Source organism: Priestia sp. D51 (genome assembly GCF_053345675.1).
The window spans coordinates 249,235-274,456 of sequence record NZ_JBLTIR010000003.1 but is presented as its reverse complement, the minus strand read 5'-3'; the positions used below and the strand labels follow the sequence as shown (position 1 = coordinate 274,456).

Annotated in this window: 22 protein-coding genes; 5 read left to right on the top strand and 17 right to left on the bottom strand. The window is 39.1% G+C overall.

What is annotated here, in order from left to right; genetic code table 11:
• Positions 1 to 180: 180 nt before the first annotated feature.
• The 10 genes from ACNHOZ_RS13330 to ACNHOZ_RS13285 all read right to left on the bottom strand — a co-directional run bounded on the left by ACNHOZ_RS13330 (position 181) and on the right by ACNHOZ_RS13285 (position 12,639).
• Positions 181 to 1,368 carry an acyl-CoA dehydrogenase family protein gene (locus tag ACNHOZ_RS13330; protein ID WP_447697166.1) on the bottom strand — a complete coding sequence of 396 codons (1,188 nt, stop codon included), beginning with the start codon at positions 1,366 to 1,368 and terminating at the stop codon, positions 181 to 183.
• A gap of 15 nt (positions 1,369 to 1,383) precedes the next feature.
• Positions 1,384 to 2,517 carry an FMNH2-dependent alkanesulfonate monooxygenase gene (ssuD, locus tag ACNHOZ_RS13325; RefSeq protein WP_033578143.1) on the bottom strand — a complete coding sequence of 378 codons (1,134 nt, stop codon included), beginning with the start codon at positions 2,515 to 2,517 and terminating at the stop codon, positions 1,384 to 1,386.
• 106 nt (positions 2,518 to 2,623) lie between these two features.
• Positions 2,624 to 3,805: an acyl-CoA dehydrogenase family protein gene (locus ACNHOZ_RS13320; RefSeq protein ID WP_447697165.1), complete on the bottom strand. Its 1,182-nt coding sequence runs from the start codon at positions 3,803 to 3,805 to the stop codon at positions 2,624 to 2,626.
• Positions 3,802 to 5,187: an LLM class flavin-dependent oxidoreductase gene (locus tag ACNHOZ_RS13315; RefSeq protein ID WP_034269593.1), complete on the bottom strand. Its 1,386-nt coding sequence runs from the start codon at positions 5,185 to 5,187 to the stop codon at positions 3,802 to 3,804. The genes ACNHOZ_RS13320 and ACNHOZ_RS13315 overlap by 4 nt, the downstream gene beginning before the upstream one ends.
• A gap of 306 nt (positions 5,188 to 5,493) precedes the next feature.
• Positions 5,494 to 6,153 carry an HAD family hydrolase gene (locus ACNHOZ_RS13310; RefSeq protein ID WP_063248268.1) on the bottom strand — a complete coding sequence of 220 codons (660 nt, stop codon included), beginning with the start codon at positions 6,151 to 6,153 and terminating at the stop codon, positions 5,494 to 5,496.
• Between the two features lie 113 nt (positions 6,154 to 6,266).
• Positions 6,267 to 7,646, bottom strand: coding sequence for an APC family permease (locus tag ACNHOZ_RS13305; protein ID WP_168760376.1), 1,380 nt, complete (start codon positions 7,644 to 7,646; stop codon positions 6,267 to 6,269).
• Between the two features lie 301 nt (positions 7,647 to 7,947).
• Complete coding sequence (gene speB / locus ACNHOZ_RS13300; RefSeq protein WP_168760375.1) at positions 7,948 to 8,904, bottom strand: agmatinase; 957 nt, start codon at positions 8,902 to 8,904, stop codon at positions 7,948 to 7,950.
• Between the two features lie 122 nt (positions 8,905 to 9,026).
• Positions 9,027 to 10,403, bottom strand: a complete 1,377-nt coding sequence (locus tag ACNHOZ_RS13295) for a putrescine aminotransferase (protein WP_447697164.1) — start codon at positions 10,401 to 10,403, stop codon at positions 9,027 to 9,029.
• Between the two features lie 25 nt (positions 10,404 to 10,428).
• A complete protein-coding gene (locus ACNHOZ_RS13290; RefSeq protein ID WP_255899352.1) occupies positions 10,429 to 11,916 on the bottom strand; it encodes an aldehyde dehydrogenase family protein in 1,488 nt (495 codons plus the stop codon).
• Between the two features lie 135 nt (positions 11,917 to 12,051).
• Complete coding sequence (locus ACNHOZ_RS13285; protein ID WP_028412132.1) at positions 12,052 to 12,639, bottom strand: TetR family transcriptional regulator; 588 nt, start codon at positions 12,637 to 12,639, stop codon at positions 12,052 to 12,054.
• A 595-nt stretch (positions 12,640 to 13,234) separates the two neighbouring features.
• Between ACNHOZ_RS13285 and ACNHOZ_RS13280 the strand changes: the two genes are divergently transcribed.
• From ACNHOZ_RS13280 to ACNHOZ_RS13270, 3 genes are read left to right on the top strand one after another with little or no spacing between them, the layout of a single operon-like run.
• The gene (locus ACNHOZ_RS13280; RefSeq protein ID WP_028412131.1) at positions 13,235 to 14,098 is read left to right on the top strand and encodes a glycine betaine ABC transporter substrate-binding protein; all 864 of its coding nucleotides are present in this window, start codon (positions 13,235 to 13,237) and stop codon (positions 14,096 to 14,098) included.
• Between the two features lie 35 nt (positions 14,099 to 14,133).
• Positions 14,134 to 15,339 carry a quaternary amine ABC transporter ATP-binding protein gene (locus ACNHOZ_RS13275; RefSeq protein WP_013081886.1) on the top strand — a complete coding sequence of 402 codons (1,206 nt, stop codon included), beginning with the start codon at positions 14,134 to 14,136 and terminating at the stop codon, positions 15,337 to 15,339.
• Entirely contained in the window at positions 15,332 to 16,177 is an 846-nt protein-coding gene (locus tag ACNHOZ_RS13270; RefSeq protein WP_013081885.1) for an ABC transporter permease, read from the top strand. The genes ACNHOZ_RS13275 and ACNHOZ_RS13270 overlap by 8 nt, the downstream gene beginning before the upstream one ends.
• A gap of 38 nt (positions 16,178 to 16,215) precedes the next feature.
• Here ACNHOZ_RS13270 and ACNHOZ_RS13265 read toward each other — a convergent pair whose 3' ends face one another.
• Both ACNHOZ_RS13265 and ACNHOZ_RS13260 read right to left on the bottom strand, forming a co-directional pair.
• Positions 16,216 to 16,989, bottom strand: a complete 774-nt coding sequence (locus ACNHOZ_RS13265) for a class I SAM-dependent methyltransferase (protein ID WP_048020081.1) — start codon at positions 16,987 to 16,989, stop codon at positions 16,216 to 16,218.
• A gap of 65 nt (positions 16,990 to 17,054) precedes the next feature.
• Positions 17,055 to 18,173, bottom strand: coding sequence for an AbrB family transcriptional regulator (locus ACNHOZ_RS13260; protein WP_028412129.1), 1,119 nt, complete (start codon positions 18,171 to 18,173; stop codon positions 17,055 to 17,057).
• A gap of 140 nt (positions 18,174 to 18,313) precedes the next feature.
• Here ACNHOZ_RS13260 and ACNHOZ_RS13255 point away from each other — a divergent pair, with 140 nt between their 5' ends.
• Positions 18,314 to 19,186, top strand: a complete 873-nt coding sequence (locus tag ACNHOZ_RS13255; protein ID WP_028412128.1) for a LysR family transcriptional regulator — start codon at positions 18,314 to 18,316, stop codon at positions 19,184 to 19,186.
• Positions 19,187 to 19,315: 129 nt separating this feature from the next.
• Positions 19,316 to 19,453, top strand: coding sequence for a hypothetical protein (locus ACNHOZ_RS13250; RefSeq protein ID WP_255906671.1), 138 nt, complete (start codon positions 19,316 to 19,318; stop codon positions 19,451 to 19,453).
• A gap of 80 nt (positions 19,454 to 19,533) precedes the next feature.
• Here the strand turns inward: ACNHOZ_RS13250 and ACNHOZ_RS13245 are convergent, their stop codons facing one another.
• From ACNHOZ_RS13245 to ACNHOZ_RS13225, 5 genes are all read right to left on the bottom strand, one after another.
• Entirely contained in the window at positions 19,534 to 20,502 is a 969-nt protein-coding gene (locus ACNHOZ_RS13245; protein WP_028412127.1) for a tripartite tricarboxylate transporter substrate binding protein, read from the bottom strand.
• A 24-nt stretch (positions 20,503 to 20,526) separates the two neighbouring features.
• The gene (locus tag ACNHOZ_RS13240) at positions 20,527 to 21,198 is read right to left on the bottom strand and encodes a response regulator (protein WP_047751596.1); all 672 of its coding nucleotides are present in this window, start codon (positions 21,196 to 21,198) and stop codon (positions 20,527 to 20,529) included.
• A 27-nt stretch (positions 21,199 to 21,225) separates the two neighbouring features.
• Complete coding sequence (locus tag ACNHOZ_RS13235; RefSeq protein WP_028412125.1) at positions 21,226 to 22,815, bottom strand: ATP-binding protein; 1,590 nt, start codon at positions 22,813 to 22,815, stop codon at positions 21,226 to 21,228.
• 153 nt (positions 22,816 to 22,968) lie between these two features.
• Complete coding sequence (locus ACNHOZ_RS13230) at positions 22,969 to 24,273, bottom strand: CitMHS family transporter (RefSeq protein WP_028412124.1); 1,305 nt, start codon at positions 24,271 to 24,273, stop codon at positions 22,969 to 22,971.
• A gap of 327 nt (positions 24,274 to 24,600) precedes the next feature.
• Positions 24,601 to 25,164, bottom strand: a complete 564-nt coding sequence (locus tag ACNHOZ_RS13225) for an ImmA/IrrE family metallo-endopeptidase (protein ID WP_028412123.1) — start codon at positions 25,162 to 25,164, stop codon at positions 24,601 to 24,603.
• Positions 25,165 to 25,222: the final 58 nt, after the last annotated feature.

The window sequence follows — 25,222 nt, the reverse complement described above, 5'->3', positions numbered from 1 at the left end:
TATACCCATTCTATTAAAAAAGAAATTGCTACATAATGAAACCCATCCAATCAACAGCTAGAAGCAACTCAACATATGAAACCTACGTTCACCTTAACCATAAAAAATCCGAACGATTCATCGTTCGGATTTTCCTACAATTAAAATACTTTTGTCCCAACCTCTTTTTTTAGTAGACTTCTATGAATATGGGGTAATCGGCGGCAGTTCACTGCTAAGATACCATTTACCTATGTCACGAAGCTTGTAAGCAACAGGATCGTGTAAGCTAATTGTTCGTGAGTTGCGCCAGTAGCGATCAAATTTGTACTGATCAGACGTGGCCCTAGCACCCATCCCATCAAATATAGTGGAAGTAATATGTAAGGCCGTTTTGGCAGTAAACGTTTTAGCCATCGCAATGGCGACTCCACACTCGCCACGCTGCTGTTCCGTTAGCGCATCTTCTTTTGCCCATGCACGATCAAATTCTGTAACAGCTTTTTCTATAAGTGCTGAACAAGCATGAAGGTTTAAACTCATTTTACCGTATTCCTGAATAATATAAGGATCTTGCTCCGCTGCTTCAACACCTGAACTTAGCCACGGTTTTGTATGAGCCTTCAGATAAGCTTTTGATTCTTCCAAAGCGCCTTGAGCAATACCGTACAATAAGTGAGTGAGCATAAGCTGAGCTAAATGTGTTCGTACCGTAGGAAAAACCTTTTGCTCTCCATCTGCTTTATGCAATATTTCTTCTTCATAAACGATAACACCTTCAAACTTTACACTTCCGCTGTCCGTTTGACGCTGCCCAAATCCGTCCCAATTATCTTCAGTAACGATTCCTGCTCTATGAGTAGGAAGTACACATAGCAATACCTCACCGTTTTCTTCTTGAGCCGATACTAACAAACGATCGGAATCCGTTGCCCCCGAACAAAAACTTTTGCTTCCGCTGAGCATTAATCGTCCGTTTTCTCGAACTGCTTTCAACCCTGAATCTCTAGGATTAAAGGCATTGCCCCAAAAAAGCTGCTGAGCTGCTGTTTCTTCGTAAAAAGTTTTGTACTGCTGAGTACTTCCGAACAGAAACGTCGAACAAACCGTCAAATAATGATACCCCAACAAGTGTGCAAGTGAACTATCTGCTTTCGCAATGATATTCACGACTTTAAAAACAATCGGCCAGCCGGCTCCATAACCTCCGTATTCTTTAGGAATGGGGAGTGCTAAAAGACCGCTTTTTCTAAGTAGATTACGCTCATATAGAGGCGTTCCACCTTCTCTATCTCTTTTTGCGGCTGTTTTGAAAAACTCTTTAGCCAACTGATTAGCCAATTCAAAGATTTTCTCTTGAGACGCTGCAACCGTTTGTGTGTTGTTCATGATCCCCCTCCTTTCTCACCTTTTAGCGGGTGCTTTATCATTCACTTTCACTTCACCAAATGGACTGATAAATGTGCGCTCGTTCTCATCTTGCTTACGCTGAACTGGAAGTCTTGGAAACAAAAGCTCTGCTGTTCGATATGCTTCTTCTAAATGAGGATATCCAGATAAAATAAATGTTTCGATACCTAACTCAGCATATTCTTTGATTCGCTGTGCCACCGTATCAGCATCCCCTACTAAAGCAGTCCCTGCGCCTCCTCGAACTAACCCTACACCAGCCCATAGATTAGGGCTTACCTCTAAATTTGAACGGTCGCCTTGATGCAAGGCGCTCATACGTTTTTGACCTTCTGAATCCATTCGAGAAAATACTTTTTGGGCTGATTTAACGGCTTCTTCATCTACATGTTGAATCAGTTCATCTGCCGCTTTCCAGGCTTGTTCTTCAGTTTCACGAACAATGACATGAAGCCTGATGCCAAATCGAATTTCTCTTCCTGTCTGCCTAGCTTTTTCTTTCATTCGTTCAATTTTTTCTTTTACTTGCGCAGGTGGCTCTCCCCAAGTTAAATAGACGTCTATATGCCTTGAGGCAACGTCCATCGCTACAGGAGAAGAACCTCCAAAATAAAGCGGAGGATACGGTTTTTGGATCGGCGGATAAAGCACGTCTCCACCTTTAACACTCAAGTAGTCTCCGTCGAAGTGAACATCGGATTCATTTAATACCCTTCTCCATATCGTTAAAAATTCATCTGTCAGCTCATAGCGGTCGTGATGGTTCAAAAACACCCCGTCTCCTTCTAGCTCCACAGGATCTCCTCCTGCTACGACATTAATAAGAAGCCTTCCTTTAGAAAAGCGGTCAAATGTTGCCGCCATTCTTGCGGCTTGTGTAGGGGACATTAAACCGGGGCGTACCGCCACTAAAAACTTCAGATTTTCAGTGACTGGCACTAAAGTAGATGCAGCAATCCACGCATCCTCGCATGACTTTCCCGTCGGAAGCAAAACCCCGCTATATCCTAGCTCATCCGCAGCTTGTGCAACTTGTTTGCAATAAGAATAGCTTGCAGCCCTGGCTCCTTCATGGCTTCCTAAATAACGTCCATCTCCGTACGTTGGAATAAACCAAAATAACTCCACTTCTATTCGCCCCTTTTGAAAGCTACAAAAAAAACTCCGTTATTACAAATAAGCTGCAATAAGGAGCCTCAGTTGTCTGATAGCTTCATTTTTTACTATTTTTAAATCAAGCATACGGATTAGGTGTAGGGTACTGATGATTCAACACCCAGTTCCCAACCGTTCGAAGCTTGTATTCAGCTGGATTATGAAGAGTATGAGTTCTTACATTACGCCAGAATCGGTCGTATCCGTATTCAGCATGAACCGAACGCGCTCCCATAACTTCGAATATCATACTTGTGATATCCAGTGCAGCATTACCAGCGAAAACATTGGCAGCCGCTACGTGAACTGCTAGATTTCCACGTTCTTCTTCCGTTAATTTTCTGCCTTTTTCCCACGCTTCATCCAATATGAGAGCTGCTTCATCTGCAAGTGCACTGGCTGCTTTCGCTTGAATCCAAAGTTCACCGTATTTTCGCAGTATACCTGGATCATCCGAGGCTTTTTCTACCCCTGATGTTAACCAAGGCCGTGTTTTAGAAGCCGTGTAGTTTTGTGCTTCTTCAATTGCTCCAAAAGCGCTTCCTATAAAGACATTCGTTAAAATAATTTGCGACAGCGAGGCTCCAATAGTTGAAAAAGGAGTAGGATTTTTAACAAAATCTTGAACCACTTCATATTCTTCTATTCGTACATTTTTAAAATCTACATTTCCACTTCCCGTCTGTCTTTGTCCCATCGCATTCCAGTCATCCTTGACGGTAATGCCTGTTCTCGCAGTAGGCACGACTCCGTTTAAATATTGCCCCGTTTCTCTATCATTAAACGATAGCCATAAGTACTGAGAATCAGGTGAACCAGAACCAAAAGCTTTTGTTCCATTTAATAGATAACCTTTTGATTGCTTATCGCCTTTTAGACTTTCTACTAAAGGATTAGAGGCATTTCCCCAAAAAGCTTGCTGCTGAACAGATAAAGGATAAAAATAAGCCTGCTGTTCTTCTGTACCTTTGATTCGAATATCTGAGACAAACAAGGAGTGATAGCCGTATAAGTGGCCTAATGCTGCATCGCCTTTGGCCAACTCTCGAACAATAGCCAAAGCTGTTGACCATTTCCCGCCTTCTCCGCCATATTTTTGAGGAATTAATAAATTTAACAGCCCGCTTTGGCGAATAGCATCTTTTTGCTGCTTGGGTGTTCCGCCTTTTTTATCTCTTTGCGCTGCATCCTTTGCAAAAGAAACGGACAGCTTTTTTGCTTGATCAAGATAAATTTCTTCCTTTACAGTGGTCGCGGTCATGTTAAACTCTCCTTTTGGCTCGTCTTTCGATATCGAGCGCCATAGTGTTCATCAGGCAAGAAATGTGATTTTTTAAATAGCTTTTCTCTATAAGTTCCTTCACTGTAATCCATTTTGAATAAATCTCTTTCCTGCAAAACAGGAATCACTAAATCAATAAAATCAGCAAACGTTCCCGGTGTGGTCACATAAGCCATATTAAACCCATCCATGCCCGTATCGTTTATCCATTCTTCCATAAAATCAGCTACTTGTTCTGGACTACCCACAGTAACTGGGCCCATCCCTCCGATACTGACAAATTTCACTACTTCTTCTATCGTCCACTTTCTATCGGGATCACTTATTGTAAATTTCTCTAAAGCAGAACGAACCGAATTCGTTGCAATAAATTCAATGAGCTGTTCTGGCTCATAGGCAGAAACATCAATTCCCGTCCAGCCGCTAAACAGCGTGGCTGCTCCTTCGAAATTGACATAGCTCTCAAACTGGGCAAGCTTTTCCTCCGCCTCTTTTTCAGTTCGTCCAACAATTGGTGTAAATAAATTGAAAATTAATACGCTCTGTGGGTCTCTGCCTTCTGCAGCAATTTGAGCGCGCATTTTTTTCACGTAATCTGCGGCTACTTTTTTAGTAGGAAAACTTGTAAAGATGCATTCAGCGTGTTTGGCAGCAAATTCTCTTCCTGGTGCAGAAGCTCCTGCTTGGAATAAAACTGGAGTCCGCTGCGGTGAAGGTTCTGATAAATGTACGCCTGGAACACTAAACCACTTCCCTTTATGATTAATCGGATGAACCCGGTCTGGAAGTGTAAAAATTCCTTTTTCTTTATCTTTTACAACAGCTCCTTCCTCCCAACTTCCTTCCCACAACTTATAGCAGACTTCTAAAAATTCATCGGCAATATCATAGCGGGTTTCATGCGTAAAGTGTTCTTCTAATCCTAGATTGATTGATCCACTTTCAAGGTATGAAGTCACAATATTCCATGCAATACGGCCATTTGTTAAATGATCCAATGTCGAAAATTTTCGCGCAAACGCATAAGGCTTCTCATAAGTAGTAGATACCGTTACCCCAAACCCTAAATGCTTTGTAGCATACGCCATAGCGGAAATAAGTGCAGTTGGTTCATTCACCGGAAGCTGAGCAGCTTGTTTAAGAGCTCCTTCGTTACTTTGCCTATAAACGTCATAAATGCCTAATACATCAGCTAAAAACAAACCGTCAAACTTTCCTTTTTCCAATAGCTTAGCTAACTCTACCCAGTAATCTAACGTTTTATATTCGGACGCCTGATCACTCGGGTACGTCCATAAACCAGGTGTCTGATGTACAACACAATTCATATCAAACGCATTTAAATAAATATGTTTCCCCATAAAAACCTCCAAAACTAATTAAATACATAAATTAACTAAGAATTAAGACTGTTTGGAAGTAATCTTAAAACATATTCTTCCAGAGTGTCAATGAAACTTCTTCCCTTATAACGAAACATAAATGAAGCTATTACTAATACTGAATTAGGATTTCTTTAAAGGTGATTGACTTATTATTCTAACAACTAAAAAACATTACGACGGCGTCTATAACCCTGTAGATAATCCTTTTGATTTGACTGAAGAAGCAGTAAAACAATAAAAAAAGCGGCACATTTTCTTTTGGAAAATGTGCCGCTTTTCGCTTTAGTCTTCAATACAAAGATACTGAATCACTTCTTTTAAACTTTTCTCTTTCATCGATTCGATATGTAAGTGATATCTTTCGAATGACAGATGTTTAGTTAACGGATTTGGTACAATCACACAGCGCAAGCCTGCTGCCATGGCAGCTTTTGCTCCATTAGAAGAATCTTCAAATGCTAAAGCTTCAGAGGGTTCTACTCCTAGCTTTTCAATTGCATTTCGGTAAAGAGTCGGATCTGGCTTCACTTTTTCTACATCATCGCGCGTTTGAATGACTTCAAAATAGTGCAGCAAATCTAGCTCTTTTAAAAATGCTGTTACCCAGTCGCGATATGAGCTGCTTGCTAAACCAATTTTTAATCCAAGTTCTTTTGCTTCTGCCAAGTACTCTGCTACACCTTCTCGGGCTACTAATGATTTCATTTTTTCTTGATGACGTCTTAACGATTCTTGAGCCAGTTCCTCTTTCGTGAACTCATTGTTAAACTGCTGAAGCAAATAATCGTAAAGTGCCGTAGCATCCGTTCCCACATAAGAAGCAAACGTTGCAATCGGTAGATCTACTCCCCTGTCTTCTAACATTTCGCGGTACACCTCGTACCACACTGATTCTGTATCAATAATTAATCCATCAAAATCAAACACAACTGCTTTAATCATAATTTACCTACCTTTTTCTATCTTATCGTTCTTACATAGTAACACGTTCAAAATACGTAATCCATAAATGTGGCTTCCTTAATAAGATAGGCTTAAACAGGTAGTTTCTATCCTTACTTTTCTCCGACTTTCATCAAAGGTGACATTTCTTCTGTTTCCTTAAACTCAATGGAAGACAGCTGCCTTCTAAAACCTTTCGTTGCATACACCAAATAAACTAAACCAGCAATTGCCCAGCCAATCCCAAGTAAAAATGAATTGCGCTCCAAGTTGAGCCATAAAACGCCAATCGCTGCTGCTCCTAATAGTGGCATAACAATGTATGACCAAAATCCCTTAGCCGACCGGTGCTGCTTTTGATGAACAGCATAGTGCGCGATAACCGAAATATTAACAAAAGAAAACGCAATGAGTGCTCCAAAATTAATAAATGAAGTAGCCGTTGCCAGACTGAAGAAAATGGCAGTTGCTGATACAACTCCGACCAATACAATATTTCGCGAGGGAGTGCGCAGCTTAGGATGAACATAACCAAAAAATGACTGAGGTAAAATTCGATCCCGTCCCATTACGTATAATAAACGTGAAACGCTTGCATGCGATGACATGCCTGATGATAATGTTCCTGCAATTCCTCCAGCTAAAAAGACAATTTGAAACAGCGTGCCGCTCACATACATAGCAATTTCAGGAGCTGCAGCGTCTGGATGCTTGAATCCTTCTAACGTTGGAAAAACCGCTTGGATAAAATAAGATGTCACGGTAAACATGACTCCTCCAATTAACGCAACTAAAAAAATAGCTCGCGGAATCGTTTTTTTAGGATTGGGCGTTTCTTCTGATAACATGGCCACTGCATCAAACCCTAAATAGGAAAAACACATAAGTGTCGCTCCCGCTATTAGCCCTGATGACGTCATGTTCTGATTAAAAAAAGGCTTCATAGAAAAAAGGGTTCCTTCCCCCATTCCGCCTAGCAACGCTTTGACTGAAACAGCAACAAACAATACTAAAATCGTCATTTGAAATACAACAAGAAACGTATTGAAATTGGCGGTAAAATTAACGCTTCGTAAATTTAGCAGCGTAACGATAATGACGAAACTGACAACCCAAATCCACGATGGTACCGAAGGAAAAATAGATGATAAATAAATTTGAAAAATAAGTGCGTTAACCATCGGTAAAAAGAGATAATCCATTAGTGCAGACCAGCCAACTAGGAACCCTAAATGTGGATTGATTGTCTTTTGCGTATATGTATAGGCTGAGCCTGCATTTGGAAACACTTGAATCATCTTTTTGTAGCTTACTGCCGTGAGAAGCATCCCGACAAGGGCTATGATATAAGATGTGGGAACGTGTCCATTCGTCATATCAGACGCAATCCCAAACGTATCAAACACTACCATCGGAGTCATATATCCGATCCCCATTAATACAATCTGCCATAATTTCAACGACCTTTTTAATGTTAGTGTTTCATGTTTCATTTATCTTCCCCCTTCACTTTATTAAGAACATTCTGACAATTTAACCCATAAATGCATATGATTTAATTTCTTTATATAAAAATGAATGACTTTCATTCATTTTTATATAAAGAGTTGTTACATTTACTATAAGCAAATATATGATTTATTTCTTTAAGTTGGTAAGGGTTGCTAACAAACTATCTTTTTCTTTTATCATATTATGAAAGCGCTTTATTTTAAATAGCTATATATTCCTAATCTCCTGCTATATCCACGCAGAAATACCCTCTGAATAAGAGGGATTTCTGCTTACAAACTGTTATTTAATCATCGTATCCAATGACTCTCTTTTCGTTTTCACTGCAACTAAACTAGCAAAATCATGAATGATCGTAGCTGCAAGCAAAGAGGTTATCTGCGTTGGATCATAAGCGGGCAGCACTTCTACCAAGTCGAATCCAACATAGTTAAATCCCGTCAGAGAACGGATCATTTGCAGCGTTTCTCTGCTGCTGAATCCGCCTACTTCAAGCGTTCCCGTTCCCGGTGCACACGAAGGGTCAACAAAATCAATATCAAATGTTAAAAAGCACGGGGTATCTCCAATCGCTGTCTTCATTTGCTCCAAAATCAATGAAAACCCTTGATGTTCAAGCTCTCTTGCCGTTACTACATGGTAACCGAGATCTTTGCTTTCTTGAACATCTCCCGGATGATTTAATGTTCCGCGAATACCAATTTGAAAAACTTTCTTCGGATCTACTAGCCCTTCTTCATATGCGCGTATAAAAGGAGATCCGTGCCAATATTTTTCATCATAATACGTATCCCACGTATCTGTATGAGAATCAAAATGAATCATAGCCACTGGGCCATATCTTTTAGCAGAAGCACGAAGGCTTGCTAAAGTAACAGAATGATCTCCTCCGATTCCAATTGGAACGATTCCTCTATCCATAAGAGCTCCTACCGCTTCTTCCATCAATTCATAGCTTCTGTGAATATTGTGCGGAATAACCGGCACATCACCAATATCAATGGCATTTGTATCATCAAATGGGTATACGTCGTGTACCGGGTGATAAGGAAACAGCGTCATGGAAGCTTGACGAATGGCTTGAGGTGCAAAGCGTGCACCTACTCTGAAAGATGCTGCCGTATCAAACGGCATTCCTACTAGCCCTACTTTTGCATTTTCTCTTTCCGCTGGCAGCCTCATAAATGAGCCCGTTGTACAAAACTCTGGTTTGACATCTGGGGACAATGGATATTTCATAATTTACTCCTCCGTTTCAATGATTTCAGTTAGTCGCTAGGCATTTCCACTACTAAAATCATTGAAAGCAATACAGGAATAAGAAACGTTTGACGACTCATATTCATTGCTCCTTGTTACATTTATTGGTGGTTCAGCTCATTTAATACTTTTTCAAATGTAGAAATGACTTGATCTACTTCTTCAGCTGCAATAGTCAACGGTGGCTCAATACGAATTGTTTTAGAGTTTACAAGCGTCCCAGCTACTAGAATTCCTTCATCAAACATTCCCTTAGAAAGCGCGTAGCCAATTTCATCTTGGTGGAACTCAATTCCAATCATTAAGCCTTGCCCTCTGATTTCAAGTACTTTATCTCCATGGTTTTCAGCAGCTTTCTTTAAACCAGCAAGGAAATATTCTCCTAGCTCTTTTGCACGGTTTGGCAGCTGTTCTTCAATCAACACGTTAATAGTTGCAATAGCCGCTGTGCAGGCAAGCGGGTTGCCTCCAAACGTTGTTGTGTGCATAAACGGATTATCAAAGAAGCTTGAAAACACTTTTTCTTTTGCTACAACCGCGCCAGCAGGCATAACTCCTCCTCCAAACGCTTTAGCAAGACATAAAATATCGGGTACAACATCGTATAATTCTGATGCAAACATTTCACCGGTACGTCCCATGCCTGTTTGAACTTCATCAAAAATTAAGATAGCGTCGTACTCATCACATAGTGCACGCACTTCTTTTAAATAATTTTCAGGAGGAAGAATAATGCCCCCTTCTCCTTGAATTGGTTCTAATAAAACAGCTGCCACATCTTCCCCTACAAGCGCGCACGTTTCAAATGTTTTGCGCATCATGTCAATATCACCAAACGGTACATGACGGAAACCTGGAATTAACGGCAGAAATGGTTTACGGAACATTCCTTTTGCCGTACCTGATAAAGAACCTAGACTTTTTCCATGAAAAGAACGTGTTGTGGAAATAAACGTTGTTCGATCACTATACATTTTCGCTAGTTTTAAAGCGGCTTCTACACTTTCTGTTCCGCTGTTTGTGAAAAAGGAATACTTCAAATCCCCCGGTGTAATATCTGCTAAAATTTTAGCAAGCATCGCACGAAGTGGATCTAATAAGTCTTGGCTATGAAGGGCTTGACGCTGAAGCTGATCTTGAACAGCTTTGACTACTTTAGGATGACGGTGTCCCACGTTATAAATTCCAAACCCGCCCAAACAATCAATGTATTTTTTACCGTTTACATCCGTAAAACAAGAACCTTCATCTGACCATTCAACAGCTGCAAACTGCGTATCCACCGTTACTGTTTTACGATATTCTAAAAAGCCTGGGTTGACATGCTCGCGAAATCCGTCTACTGTTTCTTTCGTAATCCACTGTGCTTCTTCAGCTGACACTTCGCTTTTTTCAATAAGTCCCAGTACTTTTTTGATGTATTCGTTTACTTCACCATATGCTTTGTTTACCTCTTGATTTTTCGTCACTGTATTCATTTTAATATCGCTCCTTCTCTACTTTTTAATTTTTAAACCAGCCGATTGGCTCTACTTGTAAATTAATATTAATTTGTTTTACTTCTTGAAATTCTTCCAATCCAAACGTGCCCAGTCCTCGGCCAATTCCGCTCTGCTTATATCCGCCCCAAGGTGCTTCGTTAAACGTAAAATGATACGTGTTTACCCAAGTGATGCCCGCACGCAGCTTTTTAATCACCCGAAGAGCTTTTGCACCGTCAGTTGTAAACACGCTGCCTGCCAAACCATATTCCGTATCATTTGCAAGCTTAATAGCTTCTTTTTCATCTTTAAACGTTTGAATAACAACCACGGGCCCAAAGATTTCATCTTGCACAATTTTCATATTTGACGTAACGCTACTAAAAACCGTAGGTTCTACAAAGAATCCTTTTTCCAATCCACTGCTGGTGATTCGATTGCCTCCACATACAAGGCGGGCGCCTTCTTGCTTTCCAATTTCGATGTACTTTAATACTTTTTTCATATGTTCTTCACTTACAAGAGGACCCATTTCAATCTCTTGGTCCATTCCATTTCCTACTTTAATTTTTTGAGCACGTTCTGCAAAACGTTCGATAAATCGCTCAGCAATGCTTTCTTCTACTAAAATACGAGAACCTGCAGCGCAAATTTGGCCGCTCCCTGCAAAAATTCCAAACAAGGCATAATCTACAGCTGTTTCAAAATCAGCGTCAGCAAATACAATGTTCGGTGACTTTCCTCCAAGTTCTAAAGATACCTTCGTTACATTTTCTGCTGCTTGACGCATAATGTGTTTTCCAGTTACCGTTCCGCCTGTAAAAGAAATCTTATCAACACGCTTATCTTGAATAAGCGTATTTCCCACAGTATCTCCTGCTCCCGTAACAAGGTTTGCCACTCCTTTTGGCAATCCTACGCTTTCTAAGATCTCAAAAAGTTTTGTAGGAGTAACTGGTGTCACTTCAGAAGGTTTAAATACAATCGTATTTCCTGCAGCTAAAGCAGGTGCAATTTTCCACACGCTCATTAATAGCGGATAATTCCAAGGTACAATCAATCCGCACACGCCGATTGGTTCTTTTATAACCATGGCTTGCATAGGTGCAGGAACGCTGTACGTTTGACCGTCTGGCTTTGTAATTAACCCAGCGTAATACCTAAAACAAGCAGCTGCATCTTCCACATCAGCCTCAGCTTCACGATAGGGCTTTCCGTTATCCATTGTTTCTAATGCTGCTAGTTCTTCTTTCGCTTCCTCAAGCTTATCGGCAATCTTGAATAAGATGGCTGCTCTGTCAGATGCAGAAGTCTCAGACCAAATTCCGTTGTCAAAGGCTTCTCGTGCTGCTTCAATTGCTGCTTTCATATCTTCTGCGCTGCCTTCTGCAGCATATCCAATCACTTCACCTGTCGCTGGATTAACAGTAGAGCGCTGCTTCTCTGCTTTTCTCCACTCTCCGTTTATGTACATATTCAAGGTTAAAGTTTTAACGGCTGTACGATCCATAAAATACCTCCTTATCAAATAACGACTGATTGTCAGTCATTTTAAACCTTAAAAAACTTATAATTCTGATAATTAATTGTATATTTTGAATGAATGTCAGTCATTTTAGTAGATGTAATATCAGCAGTGCTAATATTACACGGATGGCACAAGAGAACGCTTTAAGAATTGAAAAAGTTCTTCCTTTGATTGCTCAAGTGTGACATCTTGCTCTCGCCCGATATAAAAAAGTTCAGCAGCATTTTCAATCAAATTAATCATCGTCTTAGCTGTCCATTTAACGTTAAGCTGCTTGATGACTTCTTCCTTTCTAACAGCCTGATTTAATACCTCTTCAAACCAGTTGTAATAAGGTAAATAAATAGCTTCCCATGTTTCTAATGAATAGTCAAAAGCGAGCCCTGAATAGCATAAAACAAGAACATCCCTATATTCATCTGTTGTTTTATACGTTTCGTCAATCATTACCTCTAATGTACTTAAAAAATCCGTTGCTGTTTTAGCTCGTTCTTTGATTTTTTCAAGTGACAAAGAAAGTAAGTTTTCTGCAATAGCCGGAACAAGAGCATTTTTAGATCTGAAATAAAGATAAAAAGTCCCTTGTGCTACGCCTGCACGCTTTACAATGTCTGAAATTGATGTTTTATCAAGTCCTTTTTCAGATATGACTTCAATCGCTGCCTGTAAAATCTTATCGTATTTTTCACTTGTGCTTGTAACCAACTTTTTCCCTCCACCTATAAAATGAATGACTTTCATTCATTTTACTATAAGGAGTTGAAATTATGCAAGATAAAATTTTCTGAATCTTTAAATTCAATCAAAAATTTATCCGTATGCTGGCTTCAAAAATATTTTTTTATTTTATCAATTTCCTCTCACGTTTCTTATATGTCTCACTGTTATCTTTCTTCCTTTTACAATTCAAGGTAAAAGCTGATGCAAAGCTCTTTAATCACCTATTCTTCCTGAAAAATAACTTTATTAAAAAGATATTTTTTCGTATCGGTTTATACGGCTCAATTGCCGAATTACTCTTGACTTGAAGTTGACGGAGTAAAAAAAAGAGTGATAACATGTAAGACTGATTCTACAGTCACTTATTTTATCCATTTATTTCCCATATTTTCTCTTAACTACGATGTACATTTTTAGCTAAAAATAACTTTATAACGCCGAAAAATCACCCACTCTATTTCACATTTTATATTTTTTATGTTTACCACCTAAAAAAACCGGGTATACACTTCGTTGTGTTTAGCATCCGTTCTACATATCAGTCATATTGATTTAAAACTTTATAAAGGAGTTACATTGCATGAAGAAACTATTTTTAATCAGCATGATTTGTTTTCTTCTAGTTATTACTTCAGCTTGCGGCAACGGTAATGGCGCCTTTAAAGATAAAAAAACCATTACCATCGGCATGAATAACTATACTGAAAACATTGCCTACACGTACGTATGGAAACAGATTTTAGAAGATCGAGGTTATAAGGTTAGAACTGTTTTCTTAGAGAAAGCCGGTGTTTGGGTAGGAACAGCTAATAACGACATTGACATTTCGTTTGCACCATGGCTTCCTACAACAGATGCGCCTTTTTACAAAAAGTATAAAGATCAAGTAAACATTGAAGACCCTTGGCTTAAAAATGCGCGCTTAGGATTTGCGGTTCCCGCCTATATGAAAGACGTGAACACAACAGAAGACCTTGCTAAGGTTGCTTCTGATGTCGATAACAAAGTTATTGGAATTGACCCAGGCTCCAGCATTAACGGATTAGCCGAACAAGCGTTAAAAGATTATAACCTTAAAAGCTATACGCTTGTAAAATCGTCTGAGGCCGCTATGCTCAGTGAACTGCGCAAAGCCTATGAGGCAAAAAAACCAATTGTTGTTACTATGTGGAATCCTCACTGGGCTTTTGCAGACTTTGACATCAAATATTTAGAAGATCCTAAAAACTCGTTTGGAGACCCTGACAACATTTACACAATGACAAGCAAGGAATTTAAAAAGACAAATCCTCAAGTCATAAAATGGATGAATAATGCACAGATGAACGATAAATTAATCAGTCCTCTTCTGTCACAAGTTGAAAAATCTTCAAACCCTGAAGAAGCAGCACAGAAATGGGTAAAAAAACATAAAAAGTTAATCGATAGTTGGACGAAAAAGTAATGAACGTAAAAGAAAACAACAATTGAGGTGGACATATGGAACACGTAAAATTAAAAGTACAAAATATAACCAAAGTGTTTGGTAAGAATCCGTCAAAAGCGATTGATTTACTTCAAAAAGGAAAAACAAAAAAAGAAATTCTAGAAGAAACAGGAATGACAATTGGAGTTAATCAAGCAAACTTCGAAATCAAATCCGGTGAAATCTTCGTCATTATGGGCCTGTCTGGAAGCGGTAAATCCACTTTAGTTCGCATGTTTAACCGCCTTGTTGAACCAACATCTGGATCTCTTATTTTAGACGGTGACGATGTAGTAAAAATGAACAAAGAGGAACTTCGCGACATGCGCCGAAAAAAAATGAGCATGGTTTTCCAAAACTTTGCTTTATTCCCTCACCGTACGGTTCTTGATAACACAGAATACGGATTAGAAGTTCAAGGTACACCAAAAGCCGAACGCGAAAAGAAAGCAAAAGAAGCGCTTGAATTAGTAGGTTTAAAAGGATACGAAAATCAATATCCCGGTGAACTGAGCGGCGGTATGCAGCAGCGCGTCGGACTAGCTCGAGCACTTGCCAATGACCCTGACATTTTATTAATGGATGAGGCATTCAGTGCACTAGATCCGCTTATTCGTAAAGACATGCAAGATTTTTTGCTGGAGCTTCAAGAAAAAATGGAGCGAACAATCATTTTTATTACCCATGATCTTGATGAAGCTCTTCGAATCGGAGATCGCATCGTTTTAATGAAAGACGGCAGTGTTGTTCAAGTAGGAACACCTGAAGAAATTATGACAAACCCTGCCAATGATTATGTAGAGCGCTTTGTCGAAGACGTTAATGTAGCTAAAGTATACACAGCTGAAAGCGTGATGAATCGTGCCGAATCCATTACCGTAGACCGTGGTCCGCGCGTGGCTCTTAAAATTATGCAAGAAGCTGGTTACTCAAGCATCTACGTCGTAGACAAGAAAAAAACTCTTCTAGGAGTTGTAACGGCAGATGATATCAGCCGCGCCATTAAACAAGATAAACTGACAGCAGACGTATTAGATACGGATATTCCGACTGTTACGACAGATACGCTACTAGAAAACTTGTACGACAAAATGGTTATCAGCCGTTTCCCGCTACCGGTTGTAGATGAAAACCATCGTCTGCGCGGCATCATTAAAAAAGAGCGAGTGATTGAAGCACTTGCCGGTACTGATAGTAATGAGGTGAACGTAAATGAATAGTATTCCTAAAATTCCCGTTGGCAATTGGATTGACCATTTTGTCACGTTTTTAAATGATAATATCAAAGGGTTTTTTGATGTTATTTCAGCTATTGTCGATGGTATTGTAAGTTTTATTGTACTAGTGCTAACCTTTCCACCAGCATTAATTTTAATCTTAATTGTCGGAATCATTGCTTGGTTTTCAAGTAAAAAATGGTCATTTACTATTTTATCGATGATTGGTCTATTATTTATTCTTAATCTTGGCTACTGGCAAGAAACAATGGACACACTAGCCCTCGTTTTAACAAGCGTATTAATTTCAATTATAGTAGGAATCCCGCTAGGCATTTGGGCATCTCAAAGCGAAAAGACAGCTCGGATTATTACGCCAATCTTAGACTTTATGCAAACGATGCCGGCATTTGTGTATTTGATTCCAGCACTTTTCTTCTTTGGAATTGGTGTGGTGCCAGGTGTTATCTCATCTGTTATCTTTGCAATGCCTCCAACGATTCGCTTAACGAACCTAGGTATTCGTGAAGTACCCGCTGACTTAGTAGAAGCAGCAAATGCCTACGGTTCAACAACAAAACAAAAATTATTTAAAGTACAGCTTCCATTAGCTACAAAAACAATTATGGCAGGAATTAACCAAAGCATCATGCTATCTCTTTCAATGGTCGTTATTGCCTCTCTTGTAGGTGCTCCGGGACTTGGTGCAGAAGTATATCGTGCAGTTTCTCGACTTGAAGTCGGCACGGGCTTTGAAGCTGGAATTTCAATCGTTATTTTAGCAATTATTTTAGACCGTATTACCCAATATTTTGGAAATCGTTCAAACCAACGAGCATAAGTAAAAAAAGAAGCCAACTCACCGGAGTTGGCTTCTTTTTATTTATGTTTGTAGCACGCTACAAAGATTGCTTCTCCTTGAAACGATTCAATTCCCTGTTGATTCGTTTTGATTTCGAAAAACTTTTTAAATCCGCTTGGTACATTCAGCATATATTGAGTAAGCTCACGCTTTGTCTCTTGGGGAACATTCATCATCGCACACCAGTCATCAAATAAAAAGCGCTTTGGAAAAGTTGTCAGCACTTCTGTACGGAATCCTTGCATTTCAAGCATAGAAAGCCACTCTGTTTTTTTATAAGCACGATAATGGCTTGGATCTCTTGTCTTTTCAACTCGATTATAAAACTCGTCATAAGCATTCACTTCCGGTGCTACATTATCAATGAGCAAGAACTGTCCTCCTGGCTTTAACACTCGGTATACCTCTTTGATGAACTGTTTAATATTAGGAAAATGGTGCGGTGCAATTCTGCACGCTACCGTATCAAACTTGTCATCTTGAAATGGCATATCCTCAGCATCTCCTTGAACAAACGATACATTTTCATGACCATTTTCTTTAATGAAGCCTTCAGCACTTTGCAACATTTGAGGAGTTAAGTCAAAAGCCGTTACTTCTTGAAAGACAGGTGCTAGCTTATTTGCCACGTGTCCTCCTCCTGTCGCTACATCAAGCAGCTTTCCTCCTCTATTTTCTTCAGCAATTTCCGCTAAAACCGCTAAATCTTTGCCTTTTGCATGACCTTTACTTTTGACATACTTTCCGGCATTCCCCCCGAACTGACTGACCACCATTTCTTTATTACTCATCTATTCTCCCCCCATTTCCCTCTTTAAAACTCTCTCTTACTCTACCTAGTGCATTCACATATTTATTATGAAACGTGTGAATGTATTCTTTTTCTTTCTCCCCACTGATGAAACATGCGAAACAGCGGAGGCAGAAGCAGCCAAATTGTTAAAATACGAAGCACTTGGACCGCTACTACTAACGTCGAATCAGCCTGCAGTACAATGGATGTAGTCGCCATTTCTGCAATGCCTCCAGGAGCAAACGCTAAAATAGACGTGATAAGCTCAATTCCAGTTATTTTGGAAACGAATAGTGCACATACAAACATGGCGGCGATTAAACCAATTGTATTAATAAGCGCCACAACCATAATTTTTTTTACTCCAATGAACATTTCCTTATGAAAGCGAGAACCAATGCTTGAAGCAATAAAAATTTGCGATAAAATCATCACAGAATGAGGCCAGTATGCTTGAAGATTATACCCCACGTACGATGAAGCAGCTGTTTGAACAATTGCAACAGTAAGCATTCCTCCTACTAACCAAGGAGCAGGAAATTTTAGTTTTTTCCCTATATAATAGCCGACTACTGCTGTAACAATTAAAACGCCTGTCCACAACAGTGATCCCCACTCAAAAACACTCGGGGTAACGGACACTGCATGCCGTCCTGTATTACTTCCCCAATAGACTACAAATAAAGGAACAGCAAGCACAACTAAAAACACGCGCATCGTTTGAATGATGCTTACAACTGCCGTATTGGCTCCTACTTCTTCAGCCATGCCTGGCATGGCGCTCATTCCACCCGGAGTCGTACCGAAAAAGCTTGTTAATAAGTCTGTGGAACTGAACTTCCATAGCAAATAACCGGATAAAAGAGAAAAAACAACGGACAGCAAAAGCATAATCGTAATGGTGGACCAGTGAGATTGAAACGTAGTCACCACAGATAAGTTAATCTTTTGACCTAATTCAATCCCTAAAATGCACTGTCCAGCGTACAGCCAATATTTTGGAATGCCTTTTTTGCTTGTTTGAGATAAAAAACGCGGCTTTCGAAAAGCTAGAATAGCAGCTAAAATGAGAGTCCCGAGCATCCAGCCAATGGATAAGCCTGTTAACGATAAAAGAAATCCTCCCACGCTTGTTAATAGAATAAAAAATATAGATTGTAAAAAAACAACTCTTGCGTTCATACCTACTTCCTTCCTTCTACAAGGCTTTTCTTTCTTACACCGAACATTTCTCTTCTTAACTATAGTATAATTTTAGAAATAATTAAAATATCGAAATTTTATTATAAACCATTCATTTTTTTTATTCCTGGAGGGATAGTATGGACGATCGAGATTGGCTTATTCTACAAGTATTGTACCGTGAGAAAAATATTACAAAAGCAGCCAAGGAGCTATTTATATCTCAGCCTGCGCTTACGCATAGACTGCAGCAGATGGAGAAGGAATTTCATGTTCAGATTGTAAATAGAGGGCGCCGCGGAGTTCAGTTTACACCGCAGGGAGAATATTTAGTGAAGTGCGCAGAAGAAATGCTGCTTACGGTTCAAAAAATAAAAGAAAATGTGTTAAACATGGATGATCAATTAACCGGAACTTTACGTCTAGGCGTGTCTAACTTTTTCACTGACTACAAGCTCCCTGGGCTATTGCGTTTATTTAAAGAGCGATTTCCTGATGTTGAATTCAAAGTCACAACCGGATGGAGCAGCGACATGGCTCATCTGCTTTATAAGCACGATGTTCATATTGCGTTTGTAAAAGGTGATTATAACTGGCAAGATCAAAAAGAGCTGCTTTTTAAAGAAACAATTTGCATTGCGTCTGCACAGCCTGTCGACATAAACAATCTTCCCAATCTACCTCGAATTGATTATCATCAAGATCGTTTTTTAAAAACATCCGTTGATAACTGGTGGGCTGAAAATTACTCTCAGCCTCCCCTTGTCAGCATTGAAGTAGATAAAGCAGAAACATGTAAAAAGATGGTTGTAAACGGACTGGGCTATGCGATTTTGCCGAGTATGCTGCTTGACGACGCTGCAGAGATTTACAGATACACGTTAAAAACTAAAGATCAAGTACCTTTAACGCGCAGCACATGGATGTTTTATCATGAGGACTCCTTAAAAATTAACATTGTAAAAGCTTTTATTGAGTTCATTCAAAACTTGGATTTAAAAGATGTACACTGACAGAAAAAGGTTGAGACAAAAATAGTTTAGCCGACACGAAAAACGAACCATTGATCAGAATGTTTGATTCGTGGTTCGTTTTTTTATTGTGGTGAACAAAGGTTTCATTTGTTTCGTTTCTTCTAGCAGTTGATTGGAGGACAAGACGAAGACTCCTGCGGGAAAAGCGGAACAGGTGAGACCCCACAGGAGCGTAGGCGACGAGGAGGCTTACCGGCCGCCCGCGGAAAGCGAAGTCTTGTACGGAAATCAACTGCGGTGTCTTAAGCAGTTCCGCTCATATATCCCATTTGTTCGTCTTTAGATTAGATTCATTTCGTTATATCTCAACCTTTTCTTTATCATATCTATTCATCATTTGCTCCGCCCATTAAGTCAGAATACAGCTTGCTTTGCTGCTCAAGAAAGACTTTAGCACCGCTGCTATTTTTATAAAAAGAGGTTAAATCATTATCTTTAAGAAGCTGTTCCCATTCTTTTGTATGAACCATTTCATACACGGCCTTATTCCAATATGCTACCTGTTCTTTGGTCATATTAGGCGGTCCCATTAGACCTCTCCAATGGCTAAACGTTACGTCAATTCCCGCTTCTTTCCACGTCGGTATCTCTTTTAGCTCTTCTAGCCTTTTAGGAGAAGAAACGGCGAGTATCCTTACCTGCCCTTGTTCATACTGCTTTTTTACTTCTGATAATGACATGGGTGCTACATCTAGCTGATGATGAACGAGCGCATCAATTACTTTATGACTGCTGTTATAAACGAAGAACTCAAGCTTGGAAGAGTCTACGCCTGCTTTTTTATTTAGCTGCATGAACGATAAATGATCGTCGTTTCCTAATCGAGGTGATATTCCCACTTTCATACTGGATTCACTTTGATTTAACGTGCGTATGAGCTGTTTTAAATTGTATATAGGAGAGTTAACAGGAACTACGATGACCTCCCATTCGGATGTTAAAATAGCGAGCGGAGTAAAGTCTTTATAGGTTAATTGACTTTGCCCTAGCAAATTATTTGTAATCAGCAAACTGGAATTCCCGGAAACAATATTTCCTTCTTTTCTCTGTTTAATATATTTCCATCCTTCTTCACCTTGCCCACCTATTTTATTACTAACAGAAACGGGTACCTTCACAATCTTCTTTTCCGTTAGCACTTGTTGAATGGCTCTTACTGTTGCATCTGCTCCTCCGCCTTTTGCACCGGCTGCCACAATTTCAATTTTTTCCATACTAATGCGGTCTTTTTTAGAGGGAGTAGAACAGCTAACAAGCAATGCACTTATAAACACTATCATGAGCTTTTTGATCATATATACCATCCTTCAAGGCTAATGCTACGCTAAATAGTACTTGCGCTCCGGTCTTCCAATAATCCCATAATCATATTCAACGTGACATTCACCGGCTGATACTAGATACTCTAAATATCGTCTAGCTGTCGTTCTAGATACTCCCATGTGTTGCCCCATCTCTTCGATCGTAATTCCTTTGATGCTTTTCAAAATGTCTTTTGACTTTTGTAATGTGATACCATCAATACCTGAAGGAAGAGATTTATCCGCTTTTGGCTTTGTTCTGACATGTCCAAAGTACGCATCAATAAATGATTGATCAACTTCTTCATGCGTACTAAACAGTTCCTTTTTCTCTTGATACTGTTTAATAGCATTAATGAAGGATTCCATCATAACCGGCTTAATCAAATAATTAACGACGCCGTTTCTCAAACAGATTTCTACAATGTTTTTTTCTGTTGCAGCCGTTACCACGATAACGTCAACTTGTGGAAACTGGGCTCTGATTTTTGGGAGTAAATCTGTTCCCATTTCATCTGGCATATAGATGTCTAAAAGAAGTAAATCAACTTTCTTCTCCTTTAGCATTTCAAGCGTCTCTTTTGCATTCAACGCTTTGCCTACGACTTCTACACCATCTACTTCTAATAAAAATCGCTCTTGAACTTGAGCAATTCGAAAATCGTCTTCTGCAATTGCGACTCGTAACATTTCGACTCTCCCCTTACTTCTCATGATTCAGTTTTTTGGAAGGTAAACTGAAAAAATGGCTCCTCCTTCTGGCTGATTATACACTTCAATAGATCCTCCAAGTTCATCTACCATTTTCTTTATATTTGCCAGTCCGTACCCTCTGTCTGTACCTTTGGTTGAAAACCCTTTTGTGAAAATTTGATTTAGTACTTCTTCTGATATACCGGGTCCGTTATCCATCACTTCAATAATTAAATCATGACCAATATCGGTAATAAAAAACGACACTTCTTTTTTAGACCGCTGACTCACGGCTTCAAATGCATTATCAATTAAGTTCCCAATAATGATAATGAGATGAGAAATTTCAATATGTTCTGGGAGCGTATCGAGTGTACTCTCCGAATCAACCGAAAAATGAATTTTCTTTTCAGATGCTTTTCCAATCTTCCCAAGCAATATTGCTTGAACTTTGGAATCTAATATCTGATCAAATAGAATACGATTTTGCGTTTGGTGTACGGCTGATTCTTTTTGAATAAACTCCAATGCATCTTTGTACTGCCCTAACTGCAGCAAACCCGACAAAACATACAGCTTATTCGTAAACTCATGCGTTTGAGCTCGTAAATCCTCTGAATACTTTCGTACTTCTGAAATCGTATTGATTAAGCTTTTTAATTCTGTCTTATCACGAAAACTAGCGACCACTCCTACAATTCGCTGATGTTCAATAATGGGTGTTAAGTTTAAGATAAACGTTTTTTCATTCAAAAAAATTTCTTGGTCGCTTCGGGCTATTCCCGTATCTAGCACTTCAATCATATTCGTATAAGGAAATACTTCAATGATATGATGATGTAAATATTCCGTCTGTAACCCAAGCATATTTTTAGCTGATGTATTCATCATCGTAATAAAGCCTTGATGATCAATAGCAATAATTCCTTCTTTTATCGAAAGTAAAATTGCATTTCGTTCACGGTACAAAGAAGCGATTTCATGGGGTTCAAGACCAAGAGTATCTTTTTTAATACTTTTAGCTAAAAAAATACCCCCGATCATACCAAGCAATAAAACAGCTAGTGAAAATAGGATAATTTGCTGAATACGCGTAATGAGCTGAGCATGAACATGAGATTTTAAAAACTCAACCGTCACCACTCCCACGACTTCCGTATACTTTCCGTGACTGATGACAATAGGCGCTTTTCCCATAATAGCAGGACCTGTGGTTCCCTCTCCGTCCAGCGTATAATATCCGCCGAATAATAGTGCTCTATCGTTAACCGCCTCTTTGTTTTTCTTTCCTATCCATTTTTGATTAGAATGAGAATAGATGATTTGCTCACGGTTTTGAACCACAATACTTGCTGCTCCGATTTGCTCCCTCACTTGCTCGGCAAGCGGCTGAATATATCGACTCGGCTGTTTTTTTTGAAAAGCAGCTTTGACTTCCGGCATAAATGATATTGATTTGGCTGCTTGAAGAGCCAGCTGCTCGGCTTGCCTTTTAGATTCTACAAACTGCATGTAAGAGAAAATACTCGCTAAAAGAACAATAACAGTTATGATTAATGCTGCGGATAAACCTACGATTTTTGTTTGCAGCGATACTTGAAACCATTTTTTCATTTCATCGCACCTTTAGCCTTTACCTTATAGTTCTATTCTTCTTTTATTTTATCAAAATTTTTTGTATATCCGCTCCTTATTCCACAAGCTTTTTAGACAAAAAAACTTATCAATCCCAAAAGCGGAATTGATAAGTTTTTAGTTTCCTGATCTTTACAGCGTAATAACTCCTGTAATAATAGCTACTAAAAGCATCACCATAGCTGTTCCAATCGTCCACTTTAAAGTAAAGCGCTGAAATTCACCAAGCTCGACTTTTGCCATACCGACCAATAGATACGTAGAAGCAACTAAAGGACTTAGTAAGTGAACAGGTTGACCAATCAATGAAGCACGGCCAATTTCTGCAGCATCAATACCGTATGCTGAAGCTGCTTGAGCAATAATTGGTAAAATCCCATAGTAGTAAGCATCATTTGACATAAAGAATGTAAATGGCATACTTGTGATGGCAGTAATCACAGACATGTAAGGCCCTAACGCATCTGGAATTAATCCTACTAAGCTATTACCCATTGCATCTACCATTTTGGTACCTGATAAAATACCCGTGAATACGCCTGCTGCGAATACAAGAGACACAACAGCAAGTACATTACCAGCATGTGCAGTAATACGCTCTTTTTGAACTTCTAAATTTGGATAGTTAATCATGATAGCGATTGCAAATCCAATCATAAATAGAATTTGAAGCGGCATAACTGCTGTGATAAGTCCTACTAATAATAGAGCTGTTAAAGCAAAGTTTACCCATAAAAGCTTCGGACGCTTGTACTCGATTCCTTCAGCGGCTGCTGCTTCTGCAAAAGCTACTTGAGCATTTGTAACGTCTTGAATATCAATAACACCTAAGCGCTGGCGCTCTTTTTTCCCGAAATAGTAAGCCGTGAATAACAACCAAACAGCTCCGCCAATCATGGCTGGAATCAGTGGTGTAAACACCTGTGAAGCATCTAACTTCAATGCACTCATCACACGAGCAGTAGGTCCACCCCAAGGTGTTAAGTTCATAACTCCACTACCCATAATGGCGATACAGGCTAAAATCATTGGCTTCATGTTTAGCTTTTTATAAAGCGGAAGCATCGCTGAAAGCGTAATCATATATGTTGTTGTTCCGTCTCCGTCTAATGAGATAATAAGAACTAAAATAGCTGTACCAATTGTGATTTTTAGTGGATCACCTTTTACGATTTTCAAAATTCTTCCTACAACTGGATCAAACAAACCAGCATCAATCATAATCCCAAAATATAAAATAGCAAACATTAACATAACGCCTGTAGGTGCTAATTCTTTTACACCATTTAAAGCCATTTCTCCAATACCGCTTGTGAATCCCCCTATGATTGCAAACAATACTGGAATAACCATTAAAGCAATAAGCGGCGTTAATCGTTTTGTCATAATCAGAAACATAAATGTACAAACCATCAAAAACCCAAGAATAGCTAACATTATTACCCCTCCTATTTTTGAATCCGCTTTCATAACAGTGGAAGCGATTCGTTTGTATGTATGACTCGCATATGTATGCCAGTTCGTCTATACGATTACAACATCGCTTGTTCACTATTAAGTTGTACCTTAAAACTTTAAAATTTTCTGTTTTTTCTTAAAATAATCATAATTTACAGGAGGGTATAGTGTAAATAATTCGTACTATAAAAACTTTTAAAACTTTATGGGTAATTAAATCCTTTTTGTTCATTGGGAGGATAAAAGACAGGAAGAGGAAAAAGGTAGGAAAATAAAAAACGGAGAGAGAGGAACTATTCTCGTGAATTATTCAATTTGAACTCTAAGAGAATACGCTCCAGGATGAGGAGTTTTATTCCACTGAGTAAGAGATTCCTCTAAAAATGGAATCTTTTTTAACTTCTTTGTTTGGAACTTTTCTATTTTTGAATATTTTTCTAAGGCATACGTATTAGCAAACATTTCTTGCGTTCTATTTCCTTCTTTTAAAAGCGTTCCATTTGTCATACGATCCACATGATGGCCTAATTCATGCAGAATGATAAAAGCAAATTGATGAGGCTTTTTGTTTTTTGTTGTATCGATAAAGACAATGGGACATTCCGTTACTGTATATTTAATATAGTCAATTTCAAACTGAAGTTTGCGCTTCTCCTTTGGAAGGTTATCATTAAATTGGCCATAGTACACACCTAACACATCTTTTCCTTGCACCTTTACACTGCCTAAGCAGTACACACCTTTTAGCCCATCCCAGTCTTTTTCGTCTGTTACATTAGCAATTTCGTGCAGGGCCGCTTTTTGCTTCGCACTCATGACTCCATGAAACGTTACGCCATGAATTTGGATTTTTTCACTACGCTTAAACATCTTCTTGCCTCCTTTACTAAATTCCTTCTACAACATATTATTTAGCATTAAGTATATT

What these genes read in the sequence shown, in the direction of transcription:
- ACNHOZ_RS13330 (WP_447697166.1), bottom strand. Translation starts at nt 1,368, where the DNA reads ATGAACAACACACAAACGGTTGCAGCGTCTCAAGAGAAAATCTTTGAA.
- ACNHOZ_RS13320 (WP_447697165.1), bottom strand. Translation starts at nt 3,805, where the DNA reads ATGACCGCGACCACTGTAAAGGAAGAAATTTATCTTGATCAAGCAAAA.
- ACNHOZ_RS13315 (WP_034269593.1), bottom strand. Translation starts at nt 5,187, where the DNA reads ATGGGGAAACATATTTATTTAAATGCGTTTGATATGAATTGTGTTGTA.
- ACNHOZ_RS13310 (WP_063248268.1), bottom strand. Translation starts at nt 6,153, where the DNA reads ATGATTAAAGCAGTTGTGTTTGATTTTGATGGATTAATTATTGATACA.
- ACNHOZ_RS13305 (WP_168760376.1), bottom strand. Translation starts at nt 7,646, where the DNA reads ATGAAACATGAAACACTAACATTAAAAAGGTCGTTGAAATTATGGCAG.
- speB (WP_168760375.1), bottom strand. Translation starts at nt 8,904, where the DNA reads ATGAAATATCCATTGTCCCCAGATGTCAAACCAGAGTTTTGTACAACG.
- ACNHOZ_RS13295 (WP_447697164.1), bottom strand. Translation starts at nt 10,403, where the DNA reads ATGAATACAGTGACGAAAAATCAAGAGGTAAACAAAGCATATGGTGAA.
- ACNHOZ_RS13290 (WP_255899352.1), bottom strand. Translation starts at nt 11,916, where the DNA reads ATGGATCGTACAGCCGTTAAAACTTTAACCTTGAATATGTACATAAAC.
- ACNHOZ_RS13280 (WP_028412131.1), top strand. Translation starts at nt 13,235, where the DNA reads ATGAAGAAACTATTTTTAATCAGCATGATTTGTTTTCTTCTAGTTATT.
- ACNHOZ_RS13275 (WP_013081886.1), top strand. Translation starts at nt 14,134, where the DNA reads ATGGAACACGTAAAATTAAAAGTACAAAATATAACCAAAGTGTTTGGT.
- ACNHOZ_RS13270 (WP_013081885.1), top strand. Translation starts at nt 15,332, where the DNA reads ATGAATAGTATTCCTAAAATTCCCGTTGGCAATTGGATTGACCATTTT.
- ACNHOZ_RS13265 (WP_048020081.1), bottom strand. Translation starts at nt 16,989, where the DNA reads ATGAGTAATAAAGAAATGGTGGTCAGTCAGTTCGGGGGGAATGCCGGA.
- ACNHOZ_RS13260 (WP_028412129.1), bottom strand. Translation starts at nt 18,173, where the DNA reads ATGAACGCAAGAGTTGTTTTTTTACAATCTATATTTTTTATTCTATTA.
- ACNHOZ_RS13255 (WP_028412128.1), top strand. Translation starts at nt 18,314, where the DNA reads ATGGACGATCGAGATTGGCTTATTCTACAAGTATTGTACCGTGAGAAA.
- ACNHOZ_RS13245 (WP_028412127.1), bottom strand. Translation starts at nt 20,502, where the DNA reads ATGATCAAAAAGCTCATGATAGTGTTTATAAGTGCATTGCTTGTTAGC.
- ACNHOZ_RS13240 (WP_047751596.1), bottom strand. Translation starts at nt 21,198, where the DNA reads ATGTTACGAGTCGCAATTGCAGAAGACGATTTTCGAATTGCTCAAGTT.
- ACNHOZ_RS13235 (WP_028412125.1), bottom strand. Translation starts at nt 22,815, where the DNA reads ATGAAAAAATGGTTTCAAGTATCGCTGCAAACAAAAATCGTAGGTTTA.
- ACNHOZ_RS13230 (WP_028412124.1), bottom strand. Translation starts at nt 24,273, where the DNA reads ATGTTAGCTATTCTTGGGTTTTTGATGGTTTGTACATTTATGTTTCTG.
- ACNHOZ_RS13225 (WP_028412123.1), bottom strand. Translation starts at nt 25,164, where the DNA reads ATGTTTAAGCGTAGTGAAAAAATCCAAATTCATGGCGTAACGTTTCAT.